Origin of the sequence: Bacteroides sp. (assembly GCF_052357945.1) — a bacterium.
GTDB lineage: Bacteria > Bacteroidota > Bacteroidia > Bacteroidales > Bacteroidaceae > Bacteroides.
Genome location: NZ_DAWCXD010000197.1, coordinates 1 through 7,248, shown reverse-complemented (window position 1 = coordinate 7,248; position 7,248 = coordinate 1). Strand labels below are relative to the sequence as shown.

The following is a 7,248-nucleotide window of genomic DNA, read 5'->3' as shown; positions in this document are numbered from 1 at the left end:
ATTAGATTTAAGGTTAACAAAGGTTGGAGCAAGGCGTTGCTCCTTTTTTTATATCCATATATGAGGCTAGTCTATACGAGTTAATTCAATAACTGATACATTCCTCCTGCCAATACACGAACTACTCCTTTCATTTCCAGTTCAAAAAGAATAGCATTTATCTTATGTACGGGAATATCTGCTTCTACTACCAGAGAATTAATCTGTAAATTCCCCTGTTTCTCCAGAATAGAGACAATCTTCCGTTCTTCTTCGGACAAGTCGAGAAAAAGACTTCGTTGCACATTTACTTTTTCGGAAGAAGTTGTTGGTATATTCCATCCCATTGCCTGTACAAGATCTTCAGCCGATAATAGTAAGGAAGCCTTATTATCTCTAATCAACCGATTACACCCCTTTGAATATTCATCATTTATCCGGCCGGGAAAAGCAAAACAATCGCGATGATAGCCTTCAGCAAGTTCAGCAGTGATTAATGAGCCTCCTTTTTCTGCCGATTCAATGACAACCGTAGCATCACACATACCTGCGACAATGCGGTTACGACTGATGAAATTATGTTTGTCGGGATTCGTACCGGACAGAAATTCGGTCAATAGTCCTCCTTTTTCGAGCATATCAATGGCTGTTTTCCGATGGACATAAGGATAAATACGATCCAGACCGTGGGCAAGGACACCTACCGTAGACAGATCATTGACCAGCGCTTCACGATGCGCATGAATATCGATTCCGTAAGCAAGTCCACTGACCACCAACACATCAGGACAAAGTGTTTTCAGATCGCGTAAGAAAGAGGCACAAATCCGGGTACCATAATCAGTGGCATTACGGGTGCCTACCATATTTATTATATGCAGGGAATTCAAATCGGTATTTCCTTTAAAGAAAAGGACAATAGGAGCATCTTCACATTCCCGCAAACGGGAAGGATAAGCCTCGTCATGGAAAGTCAGGCAGGAGATCCGGTTCTTCCGGATAAATTCATATTCCTGTTCGGCACGGATCACAGCTTGTGGACAATCCAACGCATCTACCACCCGTTGACTCACTTCAGGAATACGTTCCGGTATTTCTTTACGCAGACGGAAGACATCAACAGCATTATTCATTCCGTCTATCAGATGTTTCGCCCCTATGTGCCCGATACCGGGCACCATTGTCAGGGCGATACTATAAATCTGTTCTTCCTCGGAACTGCTCATTTCAGGTAAGGGGCAAAGACGATATCGAATAATTCGCTGTCACTCAAACGTCCGTTTACCACACATACCGTTTCAACAGTGGATTTCACTACTACTTTATTATCACTCTTACGGAAAATATCCTGATAGAATACATATTTGATACCTTCCTTCTTCATATAGAGTTTAGAGACAAACTCGTCTCCGCTTTTCAACGGCGTTTTGAATGCCATATTAATGCGTGCCACTACCGGATCGACTCCCTGTTCGTGGAGTGCAGCAAAACTGATGCCTACCGACGTCAAAAACTCATGGCGGGTATGTTCCAAATAATGCTGATAGTTCGCATTATTAACAATCCCTTGAAGGTCGCACTCGTAATCACGCACCTTCATTTCCAATTCATAGATATAGTTCATCAATTAAAAATTGAAGATTAAAAATTAAAAGTTGAGAAATAGCAGTTAGCCTCTCTTTTGCTCAATATCGAGTCCTTTGAACTTCTTCAGTTCTTCGGTTGATACCAGTTTATACAGCTTGTCACTGGGGCGTATCTTATCTGATTTCATGGAGAAGTGCTGGCCTTTCTTCACAGTCTGCACGGATTCCAAGTCAACACGGGCTTCTTCCAAAGTCATGAATAGAGCACCTGTGGTCGGTCCGGTAATGAGAAGTTTATCGCCTACGCTAACTTCCGCAGCCTCTACCAGAAATTCGGAAACTCCAATGTTAGAGAAGTATTTGATACCTTTACCTACATATATCTTACGTTCCGTAGCTGCCGAACCATAGTTTCTGGTCCATTCGCCTAAACGTTGTCCCAAATAATAGCCATCCCAAAAGCCGCGGTTGAATACTGTTTTCAGAAGTTCGTCCCAAGCTGCAATCTTTTCATCGGTAAATGTTCCTTCCAGATAAGCTTTGATAGCCTCTTTGTAACATTCTACCACTGTACGCACATATTCAGGTCCACGGGCACGGCCTTCAATTTTGAATACACGCACACCGGCATCCAACATCTTATTCATAAAGTGGATGGTCTTCAAATCTTTCGGTGACATGATATATTCGTTATCAATATCCAGTTCCACATCCGTCTCTTTGTCACGGACTGTATAGGAACGGCGACACACCTGCATACAAGCGCCGCGGTTGGCAGAATGGTTCATCTCATGCAAAGAGAGGTAACATTTACCCGATACAGCCATACAAAGCGCACCGTGACAGAACATCTCAATGCGAATCTGTTCACCGCTCGGACCACAAATATGTTCTTCCTGAATCTGGCGATAGATTTCGGCTACCTGCTCCAGATTCAACTCACGGGCCAATACTACCACATCTGCAAATTGTGCGTAGAATTTTAAAGCCTCTGCATTGGAGATGTTCAGTTGAGTGGAAAGGTGTACCTCCTGCCCTATCTGACGGGCATAGTTCATCACCGCCACATCGGCTGCAATCACCGCAGAGATTCCGGCTTCCTTGGCTGCATCAACAATAGTATGCATCAATGGAATATCTTTATCATAGATAATCGTGTTGACCGTCAAGTAACTTTTCATCCCGTGTTCATCACACGTACGGGCGATCTCCCGCAAATCATCAATCGTAAACGTATTGGCCGAACGGGCACGCATGTTCAGGTTTTCTATACCGAAATAGATAGAATCGGCACCTGCCTGAATAGCCGCAGCAAGAGATTCGCGCGAACCGACAGGAGCCATTATTTCAAAATCTTTTATATTCATTTTACTGTTCGATAATCATTAATATGATAGAAGTGTGCAAAGGTACGAATTTATCCGTATTTTTGCAGAGAATAAAGCAGAAAGAAGAAATGGAAAATAAGAGACCAATCGTACTCAACAATCTGGAAGAGTGGGATTTTACCGACTATATAGACTCGTTGATACAAAAAGAGGAAGCTGTAGATTTGGAATTCAAGATTGCCAAAGATGGTCTTCCCAACAGTTTATGGGACACTTATTCTTCTTTTGCCAATACAGATGGAGGAGTTATTATACTTGGTGTGAAAGAGTATAAACAGCAATTCATTATCGAAGGACTGACAAAAGAACAAATCAGCCAGTACAAAAAAGACTTTTGGAATCAGATTAATAATCCGGATTGTGTAAATGGGAATCTGCTTTCTGATAACGACCTGTATGAAGGTTGTTATAAAGGAAAAAATCTGCTCCTCATTTATGTTCCTCGTGCAACCCGTATACAACGTCCTATCTACAGAACAAGAAATCCTTTTGGCGGACATACATTTAAACGTAACCATGAAGGCGATTATAAATGTACAGATGCTGAAGTGAAACGCTTGATTGCAGATTCGGACGAAAACCACCCACGTGATTCCAGAATCCTGTGTAATTATTCCATGGAAGATATTGATAAGGAAACCCTAACACAATACAGGCAACTATTTGCCAATCTAAAACCATCTCATCCATGGCTTAGCCTGAATGACCTGGAATTTCTGACAAAATTGGAAGCGTATCGTAAAGACCGGCATACTAAAGAGGAAGGTTTCACTTTAGCCGGAATACTTATGTTCGGCAAAACAGAAAGTATCACAGATCCTGAATGCGCTCCTAATTATTTTCCAGATTATAGGGAACATTTAGGAGCAGACGATTCTCTCAGATGGTCAGATCGTATCTGTCCGGACGGAACTTGGGAAGCAAATCTCTTCCAATTTTATCGCAAAGTATACCCTAAACTGACTGTCATACTCCCTAAACCTTTCCAAATAAGAAATGGTATACGAATTGATGAGACTCCCACACATATTGCAATACGTGAAGCATTTATCAACACACTTATTCATTGTGATTTCTCGGAAGAAGGAAACATTGTTGTTGAACAGTGGGTAGATAAATACCGCTTCAAGAATCCCGGAACAATGTTGGTCAGCAAAACACAATATTATTCAGGGGGAGACAGCGTATGCCGTAATAAAGCATTACAAAAAATGTTCATGCTAATCGGTTTCTCAGAAAAAGCTGGTAGCGGTGTAAATAAGATTATAAAAGGTTGGAGAGAAGCTAACTGGCAAAAACCGTATGTTGAAGAATTGAACCGTCCAGACAAGGTGGAACTAACTTTACCTATGATAAGTTTATTACCAGATGATGCTGTAATCAAACTAAAAGAACTATTTGATGGAAAGATTGAAAAACTAACCCAAGATGAGTTAACTGCTTTGGTTACTTGTTATAGTGAAAATGAGATTAATAATACTCAACTACAATACGTTATTCCTCAACATCGTTCAGATATCACAAAGATGCTAAAAAAACTCTGTAATGAAGGATTTTTGATTGCAGAAGGAAATGGCAGAGGAACAAAATACCATATTAATGAATCTGAGGGAAAGTTTGAAACTTTGGAAGATAAGGTTGAAAGCTCGGAAAGTAATATGGAGAGCTCGGAAAGTAATATGGAGAGCTCGGAAAGTAATATGGAGAGCTCGGAAAGTAATATGGAGAGTCTGAGGAGTAACATGGAGAGTTCAAAGCAAAATAAACAAAGAATGACTTTTGAAGAATTGCAAACACTCATCATTTCGCTATCACAAGACTATATTAGTATTGAAGAAATAGCAACAAAAGTTCATAAAACACTTAAATATCTTATCAATTTTATTATCCCCAGAATGCTTCAGAATGGTACAATAGAGAGACTATACCCCGGAATTCCCAACCATCCGAAACAGAAATATAAAGCAACCAATAAAAACTTTAATAAGCAGTAATATTATATATGAAAATAGCCCATATAGATTTAGGAAAACACCCCATCTTACTTGCCCCGATGGAGGATGTAACCGATCCGGCTTTCCGCCTGATGTGCAAGAAATTCGGAGCAGATATGGTGTACACCGAGTTTGTATCGAGTGACGCACTGATACGTGCTGTCAGCAAGACTGCACAGAAACTAAGTATCAGTGACGCAGAACGTCCTGTCGCCATCCAGATATACGGGAAAGATACAGAGACAATGGTGGAAGCTGCCAAGATTGTAGAGCAGGCACAACCTGACATTCTGGATATTAACTTCGGATGTCCCGTGAAAAGAGTAGCTGGAAAAGGCGCTGGAGCAGGTATGCTACAAAATATCCCCAAGATGCTGGAGATCACCCGTGCTGTAGTAGATGCGGTGAAAATACCTGTAACAGTGAAGACTCGTTTGGGATGGGATGCAAACAATAAAATAATTGTAGAATTAGCGGAACAGTTGCAAGATTGTGGCATAGCCGCATTGACTATACATGGCCGCACCCGTGCACAAATGTATACCGGAGAGGCGGATTGGACACTGATAGGCGAAGTGAAGAATAATCCGAGAATGCATATTCCCATTATCGGTAATGGAGACGTGACCAGTCCTCAACGCTGTAAGGAGTGTTTTGACCGTTATGGGGTAGATGCTGTAATGATCGGTCGCGCCAGCTTCGGTCGTCCATGGATATTCAAGGAAGTAAAACACTATTTAGAGACAGGTGAAGAATTACCTCCACTTAGTTTTGAATGGTGTATGGAAGTACTTCGTCAGGAAGTGGTAGATAGCGTCAATCTGCTCGATGAGCGTAGAGGTATTTTGCATGTACGCCGTCATCTGGCCGCAAGCCCTCTATTCAAGGGAATCCCTAACTTCCGCAACACACGTATTGCGATGTTACGGGCAGAAACAAAAGAAGAGCTTTTCCGGATATTTGATGAAATCACTTCCCAACGCAAAGAAAATCCGGAAATTTAAATCAGCACCTATTGTATCTATTCTTCAGGAACTTGTACAAGTTCCTGAAGAATAACATGATCTAATTAAAACGTCAAGGTCTTTGGTTTCTATTTAAACATCGGCTGCGCAAACCACTTTTTGAACATCCAGGTTACGACTACATACAATAGGAATGCAGAGAAGAAACCAACAATGGCATCAATCACATAATGCGCCTGAATATATACGGTAGCCCCGCAAAGCAACATATAGAAAGGTATCAGACAAGCAAATAATTTCTTACTGCCACGCCATGCCATAATCATCAAAATAGTAGAAATGCCGACGTGCGAACTGGGGAATGCTGCCGTAGGACGTTCGCCTACTTGCTGCGAACCTTCCACTAAGCTATAAAAGAATCCATGCTGATAACCCGGTCCGGGAAGTAATTCCTGATTATGATTGAAATAGTCACCGATAGCAGGGAAAATACCTTTAGATACATTATCAATCCCGATGGCAGGAAAATAGAATTGAGGCCCTGCAACAGGAACGAATATATAAATCAGATAATAAATAAAGAAGGAAGTGACGAGAACGAAAGACATCTTTTCGAACCACTCAAACTTATAAATGAAATAGAATAGAGCCACGATCAGCATCATCGGATAATAAAAGAAATATCCCATATTGAATGCCTCGCTGACTATAAGATGCGGAAACGTATGACAGAACCAAATAGCAGGCTGACCATTGAAAATAAACTCCTCGGCAGTTGCAAATACATGGTCTAAATTCGGGAAGAAACGATTGAACTCGAAAGTATCCGGATACCAGTAAGACAATAGACTCATCTGGATAACAATGCGCACAAACGCTGAAAACTTACAGGGGGCAAGACGATAAAGATACATCAACAAAAAAGTCATCGCCGCGATCATAGCCCTATCCAGCAACATGTGCCATGGATGATCCATTCGCTGAAACAGGAACAGAATCAATATGGAAGTCAACAGATTATAAATCAGTGTAATCTTTTCCACAGCAAACAACCCTTTCCGGGTTTCTACGCGCTTAAATAAGTCTAAAGCCATCCTTCATTTTTATACCAGGCAATGGTTTCACGAACTCCCTTTTCCAAATCATATTCGGGTACATACCCAAGTTCTTTCATCACCGGGGATATGTCGCATTGCCAGTTGCGTTGTTTCATTATCTTATATTTATCCGAATTCAGGGTACTGCTCCTCCCGGAACGTGTAGCAATGAATTCAGCGAACAAAGATATAACTTTTAGCACAATTAATGGACATTTCAAGTGAAGAACAAACGGATT

The 7,248-nt window shown here is 41.2% G+C and carries 6 protein-coding genes and 1 pseudogene; 2 read left to right on the top strand and 5 right to left on the bottom strand.

The window, feature by feature from the left end:
• Positions 1-80: 80 nt before the first annotated feature.
• Genes dprA through ACT8YW_RS21025 form a run of 3 tightly spaced genes read right to left on the bottom strand, consistent with a single transcriptional unit; the run spans position 81 to position 2,932 of the window.
• Positions 81-1,205, bottom strand: a complete 1,125-nt coding sequence (gene dprA / locus ACT8YW_RS21035; protein ID WP_444107046.1) for a DNA-processing protein DprA — start codon at positions 1,203-1,205, stop codon at positions 81-83.
• The gene (locus ACT8YW_RS21030) at positions 1,202-1,603 is read right to left on the bottom strand and encodes an acyl-CoA thioesterase (RefSeq protein WP_444107045.1); all 402 of its coding nucleotides are present in this window, start codon (positions 1,601-1,603) and stop codon (positions 1,202-1,204) included. Before ACT8YW_RS21030 ends, dprA begins: the two co-directional genes overlap by 4 nt.
• A gap of 45 nt (positions 1,604-1,648) precedes the next feature.
• Positions 1,649-2,932 carry a peptidase U32 family protein gene (locus ACT8YW_RS21025; RefSeq protein WP_444107044.1) on the bottom strand — a complete coding sequence of 428 codons (1,284 nt, stop codon included), beginning with the start codon at positions 2,930-2,932 and terminating at the stop codon, positions 1,649-1,651.
• A 23-nt stretch (positions 2,933-2,955) separates the two neighbouring features.
• On the opposite strand from ACT8YW_RS21025, the gene ACT8YW_RS21020 reads away from it, so the two are divergent.
• Both ACT8YW_RS21020 and dusB read left to right on the top strand, forming a co-directional pair.
• Positions 2,956-4,947: an RNA-binding domain-containing protein gene (locus tag ACT8YW_RS21020; protein ID WP_444107043.1), complete on the top strand. Its 1,992-nt coding sequence runs from the start codon at positions 2,956-2,958 to the stop codon at positions 4,945-4,947.
• 8 nt (positions 4,948-4,955) lie between these two features.
• Positions 4,956-5,951, top strand: coding sequence for a tRNA dihydrouridine synthase DusB (gene dusB, locus ACT8YW_RS21015; RefSeq protein WP_444107042.1), 996 nt, complete (start codon positions 4,956-4,958; stop codon positions 5,949-5,951).
• An 89-nt stretch (positions 5,952-6,040) separates the two neighbouring features.
• Here the strand turns inward: dusB and ACT8YW_RS21010 are convergent, their stop codons facing one another.
• Both ACT8YW_RS21010 and ACT8YW_RS21005 read right to left on the bottom strand, forming a co-directional pair.
• The gene (locus ACT8YW_RS21010) at positions 6,041-7,006 is read right to left on the bottom strand and encodes a phosphatase PAP2 family protein (RefSeq protein ID WP_004312256.1); all 966 of its coding nucleotides are present in this window, start codon (positions 7,004-7,006) and stop codon (positions 6,041-6,043) included.
• Positions 6,997-7,248, bottom strand: a pseudogene (locus tag ACT8YW_RS21005) (NAD-dependent epimerase/dehydratase family protein); the annotation flags it as partial. The pseudogene ACT8YW_RS21005 and the gene ACT8YW_RS21010, both read right to left, overlap by 10 nt.

Bases quoted from the DNA above. Each gene is read 5' to 3' on its own strand.
- dprA (WP_444107046.1), bottom strand. From the start codon at position 1,205: ATGAGCAGTTCCGAGGAAGAACAGATTTATAGTATCGCCCTGACAATG.
- ACT8YW_RS21030 (WP_444107045.1), bottom strand. From the start codon at position 1,603: ATGAACTATATCTATGAATTGGAAATGAAGGTGCGTGATTACGAGTGC.
- ACT8YW_RS21025 (WP_444107044.1), bottom strand. From the start codon at position 2,932: ATGAATATAAAAGATTTTGAAATAATGGCTCCTGTCGGTTCGCGCGAA.
- ACT8YW_RS21020 (WP_444107043.1), top strand. From the start codon at position 2,956: ATGATAGAAGTGTGCAAAGGTACGAATTTATCCGTATTTTTGCAGAGA.
- dusB (WP_444107042.1), top strand. From the start codon at position 4,956: ATGAAAATAGCCCATATAGATTTAGGAAAACACCCCATCTTACTTGCC.
- ACT8YW_RS21010 (WP_004312256.1), bottom strand. From the start codon at position 7,006: ATGGCTTTAGACTTATTTAAGCGCGTAGAAACCCGGAAAGGGTTGTTT.